Origin of the sequence: Burkholderia gladioli (assembly GCF_000959725.1) — a bacterium.
Classification (GTDB): domain Bacteria; phylum Pseudomonadota; class Gammaproteobacteria; order Burkholderiales; family Burkholderiaceae; genus Burkholderia; species Burkholderia gladioli.
The window spans coordinates 3,797,200-3,812,694 of the sequence record NZ_CP009322.1; the positions used below are offsets into that span (position 1 = coordinate 3,797,200).

Consider the following 15,495-nt stretch of genomic DNA (forward strand, 5'->3'; position numbering starts at 1 on the left):
CAATTACAAAGATGTCGAATAGACTTGCCGAAATGGCAAGGCAGGGCGCGTTCGCGCCGGGGAGAAAGGGGCATGCTGCACGGCATCGCATTGCGGTATTTCGTCGAGGTGGCGCGCACCGGTTCGCTGGCGGGGGCCTCGGATACGCTGCACGTGGCCGTCTCCGCCATCAGCCGACAGATCAGCAAGCTCGAGCAGGATGTCGGCGCACCGCTGTTCGAGCGCATGCCGCGCGGCATGGTGCTGACCGAGGCGGGCGAGCTGCTGGCCGCGCATGCGCGGCGCGCGCTGCTGGAGGCCGAGGCGGTGATCGGCGAGATCTCGGCGGGGCGCGAGCAGGCGGGCGGGCTGGTGCGGCTGGGCTGCACCGAGGGTTTTACGCGTTCGTTCCTGCCCGAGGTGCTGGCGCGCCATCACGAGCGCGTGCCGCTGGCGCGCTACCAGTTGCGTTCGGGCACGCCGGCCCAGGTCGAGCACTGGGTGACGATCGGCGAGGTGGATCTGGGCATCGCCTTCTCGGGCGGCGGCACGCCCGCGGTCAGCATCGAATACGAGATCGGCATGCCGGTGCGCGCGCTGCTCGCGCCGACGCATCCGCTGGCCGCGAACCAGGCGCTGACGCTTGAGGACCTGCGCGCCTGGCCGCTGGCGCTGCTCGAACGCGGCAACACGGTGCGGCAGTTGTTCGACCTGTGCTGCGCGGCGCGCGGCGTGCGCATCGAGCCGCTGCTGTCGAGCAACAACTCGGCCGTGCTGCATGCCTTCGCGGCGCGCACCGGCGCCGTCACGCTCGGCAGCGCGGTGGCGCTCAAGGGGCTCGCGCAGGGCAGCACGCTGCTGGCGCGCGCGATCGACGAGCCCTTGCTGAACGAACGCCGGCTGCGGGTGATGAGCATGCGCGAGCGTCGCCTGCCGGCGGTGGCCAGGAGCCTGCTGGCCGAGTTGATCGCGCAGCTCGAGGAGGCGTGAGCGGGGGGCGGGCCGCGTGGCACGGCCCGTCTCGAGCCTCGTCCCGGGGCGCGTTCAGCCCGGCAACCGGACGCGCTCGAACTTGCCGGCCAGCAGCCCGTAGGCGAGGATCGCGACGATCCCGTGCGCGCCGACGAACCACAGCGCGATGTCGAAGGAGCCGGTGGCGGCCACCACGAAGCCGATCACCAGCGGCGTGACGATCCCGGCCGTGTTGCCGATGCCGTTGAAGATGCCGCCGCTCAGGCCGGTCATGTCGCGCGGCGCGACGTCGGCCAGCACGGCCCAGCCGATCGCGCCGAGCCCCTTGCCGAAGAAGGCCAGCGACACCAGCACCACCACCAGCGAGTCGGATCGCGCCCAGGGCGCCAGCATCAGCGAGGTGGCCAGCGTCATGCCGAGCAGGAAGGGCGTCTTGCGCGCCACCGAGTTGGAGCAGCCGCGGCGGATCAGGAAGTCCGACAGCAGCCCGCCCAGCACCCCGCCGCTGAAGCCGCAGATGGCCGGCAGCGCGGCCACCAGGCCCACCGTCATGATGTTCATGCCGCGCGCCTTGACCAGGTAGATCGGGAACCAGGTGATGAAGAAGTAGGTGAGCGCGGTGATGCAGTACTGGCCGATGTAGATGGCCCACAGCGTGCGGCTGGTGAACAGCGCGCCGATCTGTTGCGCGCTGAAGCGGCGACGGGTGCCGCCGCGGCTGCCGTCGAGGCCGACCAGGGCGCCGTTGGCGGCGATGTGCTCGAACTCGGCGCGGCTTATGCGCGGATGCGAGCCCGGCTCGCGCAGCGTCGCGAACCAGACCGCCGCCATCGCCAGCCCGAGCGCGCCCATGAAGAAGAACACCTGGTGCCAGCCCAGCGCGTGGGTGAGCCAGGCCATCAGCGGCGTGAAGATCACCACCGCCAGGTATTGCGCGGAATTGAACAGCGCGCTGGCGGTGCCGCGTTCGTTGGTCGGGAACCAGGTGGCGACGATCCGCGCGTTGCCGGGAAAGGCGGGCGACTCCACCAGGCCGAGCATGAAGCGCATCACGAACAGGGCGGCGGTGGCGCTGGCCGCGCCGCCGAACCAGGACACGCTGCCCTGCGCGATCGTGAACAGCGACCACAGCACGATGCTCGCGCCGTAGACGCGCCGCGCGCCGAAGCGGTCCAGCAGCCAGCCGCCGGGGATCTGGCCGATCGCGTAGGCCCAGCCGAAGGCCGAGAACACGATGCCGAGCGAGGCCGGCGTGAGGCCCAGGTCCTTGGCGACGAAGGTGCCGGCGATCGAGAGCGTGGCGCGGTCGGCGTAGTTGAGCACGGTGACCGTGAAGATCAGCGCGAGTATCCAGTAGCGGAAATGGCCGATGCGGCCGGCGGCGACGGCCGCCTTCGGCGTCGCGAGGTCGATGCTTTTCATCTCTGTCTCCTCCCTGTTCTGGCGGGATGGTTCTGGTGGGTGCTGCCTGCCGGGCGGGGCTTCATCGGGCGCCCGGGGCCCGCCAGCGCTCAGGGCGTGACGCTGGTGGCCGGCCGGCGGCCCGCGAAGCTGGCCGCGAGACTGTCGAGCACGATCGCGCCCATCGCCTCGCGCGTCTGCACGGTGGCGCTGGCGCGATGCGGTTGCAGTACCACGTTGGGCATCGAATACAGCTCGGCGGGCACGTTCGGCTCGTCGACGAACACGTCGAGCCCGGCGCCCGCGATCCTGCCTTCGGCCAGCGCGCGCACCAGCGCCGGCTCGTCCACCAGCCGGCCGCGCGCGACATTGATCAGGTAGCCATCGGGGCCCAGCGCGTCGAGCACGCGCGCGTCGACGATGCCCTCGGCCCGGTCGGCCGAGGCCGCCAGCACCAGCGCGTCGCTGTCGCGCGCGAGCGCGGCGAGATCGTCGACGAAGCGATAGGGCACGCCGTCGATCGCGCGCAGGTCCGTGTAGGCGATCGGGCAGCCGAAGGCGGCGGCGCGCGTGGCGATCGCGCGGCCCACCCGGCCCAGCCCGACGATGCCCACCCGCATGCCGCTGAACTTGCGCGCCAGCGGCAGGGCCGGCGCCTTGCCCCAGCCGCCCTCGCGCACCTGGCGGTCGCCGTTGCAGATGCCGCGGCAGGTCGCCAGCAGCAGGCCCAGCGCGAGGTCGGCGACGTCGTCGGTGAGCACGCCGGGCGTGGTCGAGACATGCAGGCCGCGCTCGCGGGCGTGGTCGAGATCGACCGCGTCGGTGCCGATGCCGTTGACCGCCACGATGCGCAGTTTCGGCAGGCGCGCCATCACCTCGCGGGCGATGCCCGAGGCGCCGCCGGTGACGACGCCGTCGATGCGCGCGCCGATCTCGCGCAGGTAGCCGGCCTTGTCGGCGTGCTCGTAGTAGCGGTGCAGGGTGTAGCGCTCGGCGAGCTGGCGCTCGAGCGAGGGCAGGACGGGATTGATCAGCAGGATTTCAAACGACATGCGGGGGAGCCTCGAACGATGAAGCGGCGGCGCCTGGCAGGCGCGCCGGGCGCGCGGGCCGCGAGGCCTCGCGCGCTGCCGCGAAGGCCGCCGTGACGCGGTGCGGCGGGGCCGGCGCGCCCTGCTCGGCGGCCGGGTGCGAACGAGTATAGGCAGGCGATCGATCGAGGTCTAAGCTATGTTTCGCATCGATCAATTCAAGAATTGGAATGAACGTCGAACTCAATCATCTGCGTTGTTTCATCGCCGTGGCCGAGGAACTGCACTTCGGGCGGGCCGCCGCGCGCCTGTTCATGACGCAGCCGCCGCTGAGCCGGCAGATCCAGTTGCTGGAGGAGTCGCTCGGGCTGCAACTGTTCGAGCGCAACAGCCGCAGCGTGAAGCTGACCGACGCGGGGCGGGCTTATTACCAGGACGCGCTGCGCATCCTGAGGCTGACCGAGCAGGCCGCCGATGCGGCGCGGCGCGTGGCGCGCGGCGATGCGGGGCAGGTCGCGATCGGTTTCACCGCGGTGGCCGGCTACCGGCTGGTGCCGGACCTGCTGGCGGCGGCGCGCGAGCAGTTGCCGGGAATCCGGCTGGTGCTCAAGGAGATGGTGTCGGTGGCGCAGCTCGAGGCGCTCAAGACGCGCGCGATCGATCTCGGCATCCTGCGCGCGCAGTCGCCCGACCCGCAGATCGGCATCGAGCTGCTGGCACGCGAGCCGCTGCTGGCGGTGCTGCCGGCCGCGCATCGGCTGGTGGCGCGCGACACGATCGCGGCCGCGGACCTGGCGGGCGAGCCCTTCGTGATGTATTCGGCCGACGGCGGCCGCTATTTCCACGACCGGATCGTCGCGCTGCTGACGGCGGCCGGCGTGCATGTGGACGTGGCCCAGCAGCTCGACCAGACGCACACGGTGCTGACCCTGGTGCGCGCCGGAATCGGCGTGTCGATCGTGCCGGCCTCGGCGCGCGAGCTTGGCATGCGCGACGTGGTGTTCCGGCCGTTGTGGACGCAGGAGGCGACCGCCGATCTCGACCTGGGTTGGCGCGTGGAGCGCGACAGCCCGGCGGTGGAGCGGTTCCGGGCGTTCGCGCTGGGGTATTTCGCAGGGCTGGGGGGCGGATGAGGCACGGCGTTGCAAGCAGGCAACGCAGGGTTCGGCCGCTGCTTTTTCACCAGTGGCACGGACAACTCGAGATGCGCCATCCCAGCTTGCATGCATGCCGTTTCTTAAGCCCCGTTTAAGCCTCCTCCAACAAGATTTCCGCGCGAGATTTTCGCCGCCCGTCCCGACGAGCGATAACGACAGGAGGAAAACCGATGCGACTTCATTCAGCGATCATGGCCGGCGCGCTGGTGCTGGCCCCGGTGTTGGCGTTCGCGGCGCAGCCCGTGTTCGTGCAGGTCGACGGCAGGACCGTGGCCGCCCAGGAAACATCCCGGATCGTGCAGACGGCCGACGGCCCGGCGCACGTGAAGACCTGGAGCTGGCACAGCCCGAACGGCGAGGCCAGCTTCGTGATGCAGTCGAGCACGGGCGGCATGCCGCCCGCGGATCTGCGCCGCATGCAGGCGCGGATGCAAATGCAGATGGTCCAGATGGCGGCGATGCAGGCCCGCATGCAGGCGCAGATGCAGGCGCTGCAGCAGGCGCTGCAGCAGGCAGCATTGGGCGGGATGCCGGCGTTTGCCGCCGGCGCGCCGCTCGACGCGATGTTCGCCGGGCCGCCCGTGGTCCTGATGCAGATGCCGCAGCCGGTGCTGTACCTGGTGCCGGTGGCGCCGCCCGCGAGGACGGTGGCCCCGGCCCGCACGCCGGCGCCGATGCCCGCCGCGCCGGGGCCGGCCACGCGCAAGCCCGGCCTCGAAGTCTGACTTATCGGCGTATCGAAGCCCGCCGCCGCCTGATCCGCGCGCGGCACCAAGCAAACAGCCCGGTCGAAGCGATCCTGCCTCGACCGGGCTGTTTCGTTTTCGTGACCTTGCTCGCCTTCGCGGCCGGCGGCGGCCGCCGTCCGGCTCAGACGATCAGGCCGCGCCCGCTCGAGATGTCGCTGGCCAGCAGCACCGACAGCCGGCGCAGCGCCGCGTGCAGCTGGGTGCGATCGGGCGTGGCACCCAGCGAGACGCGGATCGCGTTGGGCGCCTGGCCGCCGAGATGGAAGGCGGTGGACGGCGCCACCGCCAGCCCCTCGGCGCTGGCCGCCGCGGCCAGCTCGCCGGGCGCCCAGTAGCTCGGCAGCGGATACCAGAGATGGATGCCGGCGCCGTCGCCATGGCTCGCGCCGAGCACCTGGGCGGCGGCGCGCTGCCGCTCGCGCGCCTCGCCGAGCACGCCGCCCAGCACCTGCGCGGCCGAGCCGTCGTTGATCCATTGCGTGACCAGCGCGTTGGTGAGCGGCGGCGCCATCAGCGAGAACGAGCGCAGCGCGCTCAGGAAGGCGTTGCGCAGGCCCTCGTCGGGCAGTGCCACGAAGGCGGTGCGCAGCCCCGGCGACAGGCATTTCGACAGCGTCGACACATACACCACCTGGGCCGGCGCGATCCTCGCCAGCGGCGGCGGCGCGTCGGGTGCGAACAGCCAGTAGGGATCGTCCTCGACGATCAGCACGCCGTGCCGCAGCGCCACCTTCAGCAGCTCCTGGCGACGCGGCGCCGGCATGGTGGTGCCGGTCGGATTCTGCAGCGTCGGATTCAGGTAGATCAGCCGCACCCCGCCGGGCTCGCGACAGGCCGCCTCGAGCGCATCGGGCCGCATGCCCTGCGTGTCCACCGCGATCGGCCTGGCCACGCGCCCCAGTTGCGAGGCCGCCTGCGGCAGCCCCGGGTAGATGTCCGGCTCGCAGGCGATGGTGTCGCCGGCGGCCGTCATGGCGATGATCAGCGCGGCCAGCGTGGCCTGCGCGCCGGGGGCGACCACCACGCGCGCGCGCGCCGGTTCGCCCAGCATCGGGCGCAGCCAGCCGACGGCGGTTTCGCGATCGGCCTCGCTGCCGCCGCCGACGTGGTAGGTCATCAGGAGATCGATGTCGCTGCGCAGCAGCACCTGCGACATGCCGCGCCGCAGCAGCATCTCGAGGTCGACGCCGGCCGGCGGCGGCGGGATGTTCATGCTGAGGTCGACGCGCTGCGCCAGCTGGACCTTGGGCACCGCCACGAAGGTGCCGAGCGGCCCGCGCGCCTCCAGCAGGTGCCGCTGGCGCGCCTCGTTGAAGGCGCGCGTCACGGTGGTCAGGTCGACCCCGAGCCGGGCGGCCACCTGCCGTTGCGGCGGCACGCGATCGCCGGGCTGCAGGCGCCCGTCGGCGATCGCGTGCTCGATGAAGTTGGCGATCTGCAGGTAGCGCGGCCCTTGTCCGGCCACCAGCCCCGAGTTCCATACATCGATCGGATTCGCGTGTTTTTGCGTCATTCTGTCGCGGCTTGTATGCGTGATGTCTTACTCTACCATCCGACATCGAAGCGCGTAAATCCATACATGATGCGACTTGTATGCACGGCCTTGCCGGCCGCGCGTTCCGGGGCCGGCAGCGACGGGCAGCGATGCGGATGGACGGATTTGCGTGCACGGCCAACACGGACATTCCATGCGCACTCCATCCTCCAGAACCCGGCCCGATGTCGAATCGGGACCACCGCTGTCCCCCTCGTCCCCTTGCCATGATTCGCTCGCCCCGCCCTCGCGTGCCGCTGCCGGTCGCGGTCGCGGCGCGCTGAAGGCGCTGGCGCCGCTGGCGCGCCTCGCGCCGGCCGCGGGTCTGCTGCTGCTCGGCGGCTGCAGCAGCGTGCTGATGAACCCGAAGGGCGACATCGGCGTGCAGGAAAAGCAGCTGATCCTGATCGCGCTGGGCCTGATGCTGCTGGTCGTGATCCCGGTGATCGCGCTGACGCTGTGGTTCGCCTGGCGCTATCGCGCCTCGAACCGCAGCGCCACCTACGCGCCGCGCTGGTCGCATTCGACCGCGATCGAGGTGGTGGTGTGGTCGATCCCCTGCGTGATCGTGGTGATCCTCGCGGGGCTGATCTGGCGCACCACGCTGAGCCTCGATCCCTACAAGCCGATCGAGTCGGCCGAGAAGCCGGTGCGCGTCGAGGTGGTCGCGCTGAACTGGAAGTGGCTGTTCATCTATCCCGACTACGGCGTCGCCTCGGTCAACGAGCTGGCGGTGCCGGTCGGCACGCCGGTCGATTTCCGCCTGACCGCCGAATCGCTGATGAACTCCTTCTTCATCCCGCAGCTCGGCACCCAGGTCTACGCGATGCCGAGCATGCAGACGCGCCTGCACCTGATCGCCGACGAAGCCGGCACCTACCTGGGCCAGTCGGCGGCCTTCAGCGGCCCCGGCTTCTCGGACATGCACTTCAAGACCTACGCCACCAGCCGCGGCGAATTCGATGCCTGGATCGCGCGCGCCAGGGCCGCGAGCGTGTCGCTCGACGCGGCGGCCTACGCGCGGCTCGCGCAGCCCAGCGAGAAGAACGCGCCGACGCTCTACGCGAGCGTGGTGCCGGACCTGTTCGACAACATCGTCGCCACCGCGATGCGCGCCGGCTCGGCCAACCCGAGCTGCACGGCGGCCTCGCCGGGCGTGATCCCGGCCACCATCCAGTCGGCCGGTGCCGGCGCGATCTCCCTTTCCCCCGGCGCCGCCAAGGCGCCGATCCTGGCTACCCGGTAAACATCATGTTTGGAAAGCTCACACTCGATGCCGTTCCCTGGCACGAACCCATCATCATGGGCACCCTGGCCGTGGTGCTCGTGCTCGGCGCGGCCCTGCTCGGCGCGATCACCTACGCGGGCAAATGGACCTACCTGTGGCGCGAATGGTTCACCTCGGTCGACCACAAGAAGATCGGCGTGATGTACATCGTGATGGCGATCGTGATGCTGCTGCGCGGCTTCGCGGACGCGATCATGATGCGCGCGCAGCAGGCGATCGCCAACAACGACGCGGCCGGCTACCTGCCGCCGCATCACTACGACCAGATCTTCACCGCGCACGGCGTGATCATGATCTTCTTCGTGGCGACGCCGCTGATCATCGGCCTGATGAACGTGGTGGTGCCGCTGCAGATCGGCGCGCGCGACGTGGCCTATCCGTTCCTGAACTCGCTGAGCTTCTGGTTCGCGGTGGTGGGCGCGGGGCTGGTGATGGTCTCGATGTTCGTCGGCGATTTCGCGGCCACCGGCTGGGTGGCCTACCCGCCGCTCTCGGAGCTCGGCTACAGCCCGACGGTGGGGGTGGACTACTACATCTGGTCCCTGCAGATATCGGGGCTCGGCACCACGCTGACCGGCATCAACTTCATCGTCACGATCCTGCGCATGCGCGCGCCGACCCAGAAGCTGATGCAGATGCCGGTGTTCGTCTGGACCGCGCTGATCACCAACATCCTGATCGTCGCCGTGTTCCCGGTGCTGACCGGCACGCTCGCGCTGCTCACCGCCGACCGCTACCTGGGCATGCACTTCTTCACGAACGAGCTCGGCGGCAACGCGATGATGTACATCAACCTGATCTGGGTCTGGGGCCACCCCGAGGTGTACATCCTGATCCTGCCGGCCTTCGGCGCCTTCTCGGAGATCATCGCGACCTTCTCGGGCAAGCCGCTGTTCGGCTACAAGTCGATGGTCTATGCCACCGCCTCGATCGGCGTGCTGTCCTTCTTCGTCTGGCTGCACCACTTCTTCACGATGGGCTCGGGCGCGAACGTCAACGCCTTCTTCGGGATCATGACCACCATCATCTCGATCCCGACCGGCGTGAAGCTGTTCAACTGGCTGTTCACCATGTACCGCGGCCGGATCCGCTATCACAGCGCGACCCTGTGGACCATCGGCTTCATGATCACCTTCGCGGTGGGCGGCATGACCGGCGTGCTGCTGGCCGTGCCGGGCGCCGACTTCGTGCTGCACAACAGCCTGTTCCTGGTGGCGCACTTCCATAACGTGATCATCGGCGGTGTGGTGTTCGGCTGCCTGGCCGGCATCAGCTTCTGGTTCCCCAAGGTGTTCGGCTTCACGCTCGACGAGTTCTGGGGCAAGGTCTCGTTCTGGTGCTGGCTGATCGGCTACTGGCTGGCCTTCACGCCGCTCTACGTGCTCGGCTTCGAGGGCATGACGCGCCGCATGAACCACTACTCGGTGCCGGAATGGCACCCTTGGCTGGTGGTCGCGCTGGTCGGCGCGGTGTTCGTCGGCATGGGCATCCTGGCGATGCTGGTGCAGATCACCGTGAGCGTGCGCCGCCGCCACGAACTGCGCGACGAGACGGGCGATCCCTGGAACGGCCGCAGCCTCGAGTGGTCGACCTCCTCGCCCGCGCCGTTCTACAACTTCGCGATCGTGCCGACCATCACCTCGGTCGAGCAGCACTGGGACGACAAGGACAGCGGTCGCGCCTATCGCCAGCCGACGCAGTACGAGGACATCCACATGCCGCGCAATACCGGCGCGGGTGTGATCATCGCCGCGTTCAGCGCCGTGTTCGGCTTCGCCTTCGTCTGGCACATGTGGCCGTTCGTGGTGCTGGGCCTGATCGGCATGGTGGTCACCTTCATCGCGCGCAGCTACGACACCGACACCGACTACTACGTCCCCGCCGCCGAAGTCGAGCGGATCGAGAACGCGCGTTTCGCGCAACTGCGGCGTCACGTTCCCGTGGTGCCGCTCAACGAAACCGAGGTCGCATGATGAGCGCCCAGACCCTTGCGCACGGCCACGAGGATGGCCACCACGACGACGGCGGCAAGACCACCGTCGGCTTCTGGATCTACCTGATGAGCGACTGCCTGATCTTCGCGACGCTGTTCGCGACCTTCGGGGTGCTCGCCAACGCCACGGCCGGCGGCCCCACCGGGCAGGGCCTGTTCGAGCTCGACTACGTGCTCGGCGAAACCATGCTGCTGCTGGTCAGCAGCTTCACCTTCGGGCTGGCGATGCTGGCCATGAACGCCGGCCGGCGCGGCGCGGTGATCGCCTGGCTGGCGATCACCTTCGTGTTCGGCGCCGGCTTCATCGGCATGGAAGTGCACGAGTTCGCCAAGCTGGTGGCCGACGGCGCGGGCCCGCATACCAGCGCCTTCCTGTCGGCCTACTTCGGGCTGGTGGGCACCCACGGCCTGCACGTCACCTGCGGCCTGCTGTGGATCGGCGTGATGATGCACCAGGTCTGGAAGTTCGGCCTGAACGGCATGGTGCAGCGTCGCCTGGCCTGCCTCAGCATGTTCTGGCACTTCCTGGACCTGGTCTGGATCTGCGTGTTTACCTTCGTCTACCTGCGGGAGTTCGTATGAAGCCCACGTCCCACGCGCACGCCGCGCATCACGCGCACGATGCCTCGCACGGCACGCTCAGGGGTTATGTGATCGGCATGATCCTGTCGGTGCTGCTGACCTTCGTCTCGTTCGGCGCGGTGATGACCGACATCGTGCCGCGCGGCTGGGGCCTGGCCGCGATCGTGATCGCCTGCGTCGCGCAACTGATCGTGCAGTTGTTCTACTTCCTGCATATCGGCACGGCGCGCAGCCAGCGTGCCAATACGGGCATCTTCCTGTGCACGGGCTTTTTGATCGCCGTGATCGTCGGGCTCTCGCTGTGGGTGATCCACAATGCCAACGTCAACATGATGCCGACGCACATCACGATCGAGCGCGCGATGGCGAAGGACTGAGTTTTCGCCGCTGACACGGCGGTCGTTGCCAAGGCGCATTGCCCGCGGGCACTGCGCCTTTTTTCATGCGCGCGCCACTCAGATGGTCGGCGTGGCCAGGTGATGCGGATCGCCGAGCGCGTCGGCCACCAGGCGCAGCGCCTCGCGGCAGTCCTCGGGCGTCTGCGGGCCGCCCAGGCAGAGGCGCATCGCATTGGGCGGGTCGCCGTCGGTGGAGAAGGCCGCGCCCGCCACCGCCGCCACGCCGCGATTGCGCAACTGCTGGGCCAGCTCGGGCGCGAAGCGATGGCACTCGGCGGGGATCGGCAGCCACAGGTGGAAGCCGTTCGGATGCGCGTCGAAGCGCCAGTCGCGCAGCACCTGGGCGGCGATCGCCATGCGCGCGCTGCCCTCGGCGCGGATCGCCTCCAGCATCGCCAGCGCGGTGCCGTCGTTGACCCACTGGGTGGCCAGCAGCATCGTGTAGGGGCTCGGCATCACCGTGGTGGCGCGCAGCGCGCCGGCGATGCGCTGCGCCTGCCGCGCCGAGGGCGCGAGCAGATAGGCGATGCGCAGCCCCGCGCCGAAGTTCTTCGACATGCCCGTCACGTAGTAGGTCAGCTCGGGCGCGAGCAGCGCGAGCGGCGGCGGCGCGCCTTGCGGCAGCATCGCGTAGGCGTCGTCCTCGACGATCGGCACGTTGTAGCGCAACGCCACGTCGGCCAGCGCCTCGCGGCGGTGGAAGGGGAGGGTCAGCGTGCTGGGGTTCTGCAGGGTGGGATTGCAGTAGAACGCGGCCGGCTTGTGGCTCTTGCAGAGCGACTCGAAGGCATGCGGCAGCGGGCCGTCCTCGTCGCGCGGCAGCGCCTGCAGGCGCACGCCGAGCTGCGAGGCGATCGCCTTGATGCCGGGATAGGCCAGCGCGTCGAGCGCGAGCGTGTCGCCGGGGCGCGCCAGCAGCGAGACCAGGGCCACCAGCGCGCTGTGGATGCCGGGGCAGACCAGCACCGCGTCGCCGTTGCAGCCCGGCAGCCGGCGGCCCAGCCAGGCGCGGCCGGCGGCGCGATCGGCGGGCGCGCCGCCGAAATCCTGGTAGCGCAGCAACTGGTAGGGATCGGCGCGCGCATGCAGCGCGGCGGCCGATTCGGCCAGGCGCGGGGCCATCGCCGGCGGCTCGGGCGGCATGTTCATCGACATCTCGACGCTGCCGCCGCCCGACAGCGGCAAGGTCTGGGTCGGGCCGCGCACGAAGGTGCCGCTGCCGGCGCGGCTGTCGAGCAGGCCGCGCTTGCGCGCCTCGGCGTAGGCGCGTGCCACCGTGGTGTAGTTCAGGCGCAGCACGTCGGCCAGCTCGCGCAGGCCCGGCATGCGGTCGCGCGGCTTGAGCCGGCCCACCGCCACGTCCTCCTCGATCAGTTCCGGAATCAGCAGATAGGCGGGCTGGCGGCTTTCGGCCAGCCGTTTCGACCAATGGGCGAGCGAGTGATCCATGGCGGGCGTCCCTGCAGGCGGTTGACCTCGATGCGCCCGACGTTAACACGCGAATCCTCGCGAAAAAAAAATCGATCGGATGCCGAATCGAAATCGATCGCATTGATCGGGTGACAGATCGTTTTTGATGCAGGCATGCACGCACGAGGCGCATCGCGCTGCGCCAGCGCGGTGCGCGCCGGCGGCGCGGCGCGGGGCCGGGCACCGCGCCGGCGCACCCGGCACGGGGGACGATCGCGCGTTTTGCGGCCCCGCCTTCTCGATGATCGGATGGTGATCGCATCGCGGCGCGGCGCGGCGGCATGGCGGTTGCGTGAGCAATGGCGTGCGGGCGGCAGCCGCCCGAGCACCCGACACCCTCACCGACACATGGAGAACGCGATGCCCGCCGTCAACCACCCGCAACACCAGAAAGGCGATGTGCTGGTCGATTACGAAGAGAAGGTATTCGAGGACGTGAAGGCGGAGCCGGGCGAGAAGGCGCTGGTGACCTTCCACACGGTCGCCTTCGAAGGCTCGATCGGCTTCGTCAACCTGCTGCAGGCCACGCGGCTGCAGCGCAAGGGTTTCGAGACCTCGGTGCTGCTGTACGGCCCCGGCGTGACGCTGGGCCTGCAGCGCGGCTTCCCCACGCTCGGCGACGAGGCCTTCCCCGGCCACCTGAACTTCAACAAGCAGTTGCTGAAGTTCATGGAGGAAGGCGGCAAGGTCTATGCGTGCCGCTTCGCGCTGCAGGCCCTCTATGGCCACGGCGAGGCCTCGCTGATCGAGGGCATCCGCCCGATCAACCCGCTCGACGTGCTCGACCTGCAGCTGCTCCACCGCAAGGAAGACGCGCTGATCATCCACACCTGGACCGTCTGAGCCACGCGCGGGAGCCAGCATGAGCGACAAATCCGTGATTCGCGCGGCCGCCGCCCAGATCGCTCCCGATCTGGCGCGCGCCGCCGCGACGCTCGACAAGGTCTGCGCGGCGATCGACGAGGCCGCCGCCAAGGGCGTGCAGCTGATCGTGTTCCCGGAAACCTTCGTGCCGTATTACCCGTATTTCTCCTTCGTGCGCCCGCCGGTGGCTTCCGGCGCCGAGCACATGCGGCTCTACGAGGAGGCGGTGGTGGTGCCGGGGCCGGTCACCGAGGCGGTGGCCGAGCGCGCGCGGCGGCACGGCATGGTGGTGGTGCTCGGCGTCAACGAGCGCGACCACGGCAGCCTCTACAACACCCAGCTGGTGTTCGACGCCGACGGCAGCCTGCTGCTCAAGCGCCGCAAGCTCACGCCCACCTTCCACGAGCGGATGATCTGGGGGCAGGGCGACGCGGCCGGGCTCAGGGTGGTCGACACGGCGGTCGGCCGCGTCGGCGCGCTGGCCTGCTGGGAGCACTACAACCCGCTGGCGCGCTACGCGCTGATGGCGCAGCACGAGCAGATCCACTGCGCGCAGTTCCCGGGCTCGCTGGTCGGGCCGATCTTCGCCGAGCAGATCGACGTGACGATCCGCCATCACGCGCTCGAATCGGGCTGCTTCGTGGTCAATGCCACCGGCTGGCTCAGCGACGCGCAGATCGAGTCGATCACGCCCGACCCGGGCCTGCAGAAGGCGCTGCGCGGCGGCTGCCACAGCGCCATCGTCTCGCCCGAGGGCCAGCACCTGGCCGAGCCGCTGCGCGAGGGCGAGGGCCTGGTGATCGCCGACCTCGACCTGTCGCTGATCACCAAGCGCAAGCGGATGATGGATTCGGTCGGCCATTACGCGCGGCCCGAGCTGCTCAGTCTCGCCATCAACGACCGGCCCGCCATGCCCGTCACGGCCATGGCGCCGGCTTATCCCTTCCCCGCAGGAGCTGTCGATGAACGCCATCGCGAAACCGTCGGTGCAGAGCCGGCAACTGATCACTGAGCTGCAATCGGTCGGGCTGCGCCTGGTCGACCCGAAGGCCGGCGTCGCGAGCCGCCGCGGCGGCGCCGGGCCCTCGGACCACAAGGCCGTGACGGTCGACGGCGTGACCGTGATGGTGCCGGTGCATACCAGCACCGCCTGGGATTCGCCCTACGTGGCGGGCGCGCCCGACGCGCTCGGCGCCAGCACGCTCACGCGCGGCAGCATCCCGATCGCCGAGATCCGCTTTCCGGCGCAGCCGCGCTTCTACGCGCTGCAGACGCTCGACGGCGTGCCCTATTCGCAGATCGCCACGCTGCACGGCGCCGACGTGCTCGCCACCACGGTGCTGCAGACCTGCATCCGCTACGAGAGCCGCCGCAAGATGTGCCAGTTCTGCTCGATCGGGCAGTCGCTGGCGGCGGGCCGCACCATCGCGCGCAAGACGCCCGAGCAACTGGCGGAAGTGGCGCGCGCGGCGGTGCTGCTCGACGGCGTGAAGCACATGGTGCTGACCACCGGCACGCCGGCCGCGAGCGACCGCGGCGCCAGCATCCTGTGCGACAGCGCCTTCGCGATCCGCGCCGCCGTCGACCTGCCGATCCAGGGCCAGTGCGAGCCGCCCGACGACGACGCCTGGTTCGCGCGCATGAAGGCCAGCGGCATCGACACGCTCGGCATGCACCTGGAGGCCGTCACGCCGGCGGTGCGCGAGCGGATCATGCCGGGCAAGGCCAGCGTGCCGCTGTCGCGCTACCTCGACGCCTTCGACGCGGCGGTGGCGGTGTTCGGGCGCGGGCAGGTCAGCACCTACATCCTGGCCGGCCTCGGCGACACGCCCGAGGCGATCCTGGCGATGTCCGAGGACCTGATCGCGCGCGGCGTCTATCCCTTCGTGGTGCCCTTCGTGCCGATCAGCGGCACGCCGCTGGAGAGCCATCCCGCGCCGTCGCCGGCCTTCATGCGCGAGGTGCTGGCGCCGCTCGGCGCGATGCTGGGCGCGGCGGGGCTGCGCTCGGCCGACATCAAGGCCGGCTGCGGGAAATGCGGCGCCTGCTCGTCGCTGTCGACCTACGAGGCCTGAGC

The 15,495-nt window shown here is 69.9% G+C and carries 14 protein-coding genes; 10 read left to right on the forward strand and 4 right to left on the reverse strand.

What is annotated here, in order from left to right:
- Positions 1 to 72 precede the first annotated feature (72 nt).
- Entirely contained in the window at positions 73 to 969 is an 897-nt protein-coding gene (locus tag BM43_RS16325) for a LysR family transcriptional regulator (RefSeq protein WP_036054643.1), read from the forward strand.
- A gap of 54 nt (positions 970 to 1,023) precedes the next feature.
- Here BM43_RS16325 and BM43_RS16330 read toward each other — a convergent pair whose 3' ends face one another.
- Both BM43_RS16330 and BM43_RS16335 read right to left on the reverse strand, forming a co-directional pair.
- Positions 1,024 to 2,373 (reverse strand): MFS transporter, encoded by a 1,350-nt coding sequence (locus tag BM43_RS16330; RefSeq protein ID WP_036054640.1) that lies wholly within the window; start codon positions 2,371 to 2,373, stop codon positions 1,024 to 1,026.
- Positions 2,374 to 2,462: 89 nt separating this feature from the next.
- Positions 2,463 to 3,404, reverse strand: coding sequence for a 2-hydroxyacid dehydrogenase (locus BM43_RS16335; protein WP_036054638.1), 942 nt, complete (start codon positions 3,402 to 3,404; stop codon positions 2,463 to 2,465).
- 209 nt (positions 3,405 to 3,613) lie between these two features.
- On the opposite strand from BM43_RS16335, the gene BM43_RS16340 reads away from it, so the two are divergent.
- Together BM43_RS16340 and BM43_RS16345 are read left to right on the forward strand one after the other, a co-directional pair.
- A complete protein-coding gene (locus tag BM43_RS16340; RefSeq protein WP_036054637.1) occupies positions 3,614 to 4,516 on the forward strand; it encodes a LysR family transcriptional regulator in 903 nt (300 codons plus the stop codon).
- A 194-nt stretch (positions 4,517 to 4,710) separates the two neighbouring features.
- On the forward strand, positions 4,711 to 5,265 hold the full coding sequence (locus tag BM43_RS16345) for a hypothetical protein (protein ID WP_036054635.1): 555 nt from the start codon (positions 4,711 to 4,713) through the stop codon (positions 5,263 to 5,265).
- 145 nt (positions 5,266 to 5,410) lie between these two features.
- Here BM43_RS16345 and BM43_RS16350 read toward each other — a convergent pair whose 3' ends face one another.
- Positions 5,411 to 6,802 (reverse strand): aminotransferase-like domain-containing protein, encoded by a 1,392-nt coding sequence (locus BM43_RS16350; RefSeq protein WP_042286645.1) that lies wholly within the window; start codon positions 6,800 to 6,802, stop codon positions 5,411 to 5,413.
- A gap of 175 nt (positions 6,803 to 6,977) precedes the next feature.
- Between BM43_RS16350 and cyoA the strand changes: the two genes are divergently transcribed.
- From cyoA to cyoD, 4 genes are read left to right on the forward strand one after another with little or no spacing between them, the layout of a single operon-like run.
- On the forward strand, positions 6,978 to 8,069 hold the full coding sequence (gene cyoA, locus BM43_RS16355) for a ubiquinol oxidase subunit II (protein WP_013689244.1): 1,092 nt from the start codon (positions 6,978 to 6,980) through the stop codon (positions 8,067 to 8,069).
- A 5-nt stretch (positions 8,070 to 8,074) separates the two neighbouring features.
- Positions 8,075 to 10,084 carry a cytochrome o ubiquinol oxidase subunit I gene (cyoB, locus tag BM43_RS16360; protein ID WP_036054634.1) on the forward strand — a complete coding sequence of 670 codons (2,010 nt, stop codon included), beginning with the start codon at positions 8,075 to 8,077 and terminating at the stop codon, positions 10,082 to 10,084.
- Entirely contained in the window at positions 10,081 to 10,686 is a 606-nt protein-coding gene (cyoC, locus tag BM43_RS16365; RefSeq protein WP_013689246.1) for a cytochrome o ubiquinol oxidase subunit III, read from the forward strand. The genes cyoB and cyoC overlap by 4 nt, the downstream gene beginning before the upstream one ends.
- Positions 10,683 to 11,063: a cytochrome o ubiquinol oxidase subunit IV gene (gene cyoD / locus BM43_RS16370; RefSeq protein ID WP_036054633.1), complete on the forward strand. Its 381-nt coding sequence runs from the start codon at positions 10,683 to 10,685 to the stop codon at positions 11,061 to 11,063. The genes cyoC and cyoD overlap by 4 nt, the downstream gene beginning before the upstream one ends.
- A 78-nt stretch (positions 11,064 to 11,141) precedes the next feature.
- Here cyoD and BM43_RS16375 read toward each other — a convergent pair whose 3' ends face one another.
- The gene (locus tag BM43_RS16375) at positions 11,142 to 12,533 is read right to left on the reverse strand and encodes an aminotransferase-like domain-containing protein (protein WP_036054631.1); all 1,392 of its coding nucleotides are present in this window, start codon (positions 12,531 to 12,533) and stop codon (positions 11,142 to 11,144) included.
- Between the two features lie 381 nt (positions 12,534 to 12,914).
- Here BM43_RS16375 and BM43_RS16380 point away from each other — a divergent pair, with 381 nt between their 5' ends.
- The 3 genes from BM43_RS16380 to BM43_RS16390 are packed head-to-tail and all read left to right on the forward strand — an operon-like array spanning position 12,915 to position 15,493.
- On the forward strand, positions 12,915 to 13,397 hold the full coding sequence (locus BM43_RS16380) for an MSMEG_0572/Sll0783 family nitrogen starvation response protein (protein ID WP_013689249.1): 483 nt from the start codon (positions 12,915 to 12,917) through the stop codon (positions 13,395 to 13,397).
- Positions 13,398 to 13,416: 19 nt separating this feature from the next.
- A complete protein-coding gene (locus BM43_RS16385) occupies positions 13,417 to 14,430 on the forward strand; it encodes a Nit6803 family nitrilase (RefSeq protein ID WP_036033006.1) in 1,014 nt (337 codons plus the stop codon).
- Positions 14,381 to 15,493 (forward strand): MSMEG_0568 family radical SAM protein, encoded by a 1,113-nt coding sequence (locus tag BM43_RS16390; protein ID WP_017921106.1) that lies wholly within the window; start codon positions 14,381 to 14,383, stop codon positions 15,491 to 15,493. The genes BM43_RS16385 and BM43_RS16390 overlap by 50 nt, the downstream gene beginning before the upstream one ends.
- Positions 15,494 to 15,495: the final 2 nt, after the last annotated feature.

Bases quoted from the DNA above. Each gene is read 5' to 3' on its own strand.
- BM43_RS16325 (WP_036054643.1), top strand. From the start codon at position 73: ATGCTGCACGGCATCGCATTGCGGTATTTCGTCGAGGTGGCGCGCACC.
- BM43_RS16330 (WP_036054640.1), bottom strand. From the start codon at position 2,373: ATGAAAAGCATCGACCTCGCGACGCCGAAGGCGGCCGTCGCCGCCGGC.
- BM43_RS16335 (WP_036054638.1), bottom strand. From the start codon at position 3,404: ATGTCGTTTGAAATCCTGCTGATCAATCCCGTCCTGCCCTCGCTCGAG.
- BM43_RS16340 (WP_036054637.1), top strand. From the start codon at position 3,614: ATGAACGTCGAACTCAATCATCTGCGTTGTTTCATCGCCGTGGCCGAG.
- BM43_RS16345 (WP_036054635.1), top strand. From the start codon at position 4,711: ATGCGACTTCATTCAGCGATCATGGCCGGCGCGCTGGTGCTGGCCCCG.
- BM43_RS16350 (WP_042286645.1), bottom strand. From the start codon at position 6,802: ATGACGCAAAAACACGCGAATCCGATCGATGTATGGAACTCGGGGCTG.
- cyoA (WP_013689244.1), top strand. From the start codon at position 6,978: ATGCGCACTCCATCCTCCAGAACCCGGCCCGATGTCGAATCGGGACCA.
- cyoB (WP_036054634.1), top strand. From the start codon at position 8,075: ATGTTTGGAAAGCTCACACTCGATGCCGTTCCCTGGCACGAACCCATC.
- cyoC (WP_013689246.1), top strand. From the start codon at position 10,081: ATGATGAGCGCCCAGACCCTTGCGCACGGCCACGAGGATGGCCACCAC.
- cyoD (WP_036054633.1), top strand. From the start codon at position 10,683: ATGAAGCCCACGTCCCACGCGCACGCCGCGCATCACGCGCACGATGCC.
- BM43_RS16375 (WP_036054631.1), bottom strand. From the start codon at position 12,533: ATGGATCACTCGCTCGCCCATTGGTCGAAACGGCTGGCCGAAAGCCGC.
- BM43_RS16380 (WP_013689249.1), top strand. From the start codon at position 12,915: ATGCCCGCCGTCAACCACCCGCAACACCAGAAAGGCGATGTGCTGGTC.
- BM43_RS16385 (WP_036033006.1), top strand. From the start codon at position 13,417: ATGAGCGACAAATCCGTGATTCGCGCGGCCGCCGCCCAGATCGCTCCC.
- BM43_RS16390 (WP_017921106.1), top strand. From the start codon at position 14,381: ATGAACGCCATCGCGAAACCGTCGGTGCAGAGCCGGCAACTGATCACT.